General features: G+C 56.7%; 1 protein-coding gene. It reads left to right on the plus strand.

Going from position 1 to position 233, the window contains the following annotated elements; genetic code table 11:
• Nucleotides 1-233 (plus strand): hypothetical protein (locus ACT3QP_RS15220; protein WP_444526087.1); only part of this gene is annotated, 233 nt, incomplete at both ends.

Genomic DNA, 233 nt, shown 5'->3' on the forward strand with positions numbered 1-233 from the left:
ACCATCACCTTGACCAATGCAGCCGGTGATCAGATCGGTCAACCAGCGACGGTTGATACCGATGGCAACTGGAGTGTGGCAGTGGTTGCCGCTGATGTAGCAGCCATGGGCGAAGGGGCTGAAACCCTAACCGCTACCGCTGCAGATGGGGCTGGTAATCTCAGTACCCCTGTGACCAAAGACATCAATGTGGACACGGTGGCACCAACGGCACCTGTCATTGATACCGTCAC

Origin of the sequence: Psychrobacter sp. AOP7-B1-24 (assembly GCF_052376215.1) — a bacterium.
Lineage (GTDB): Bacteria > Pseudomonadota > Gammaproteobacteria > Pseudomonadales > Moraxellaceae > Psychrobacter.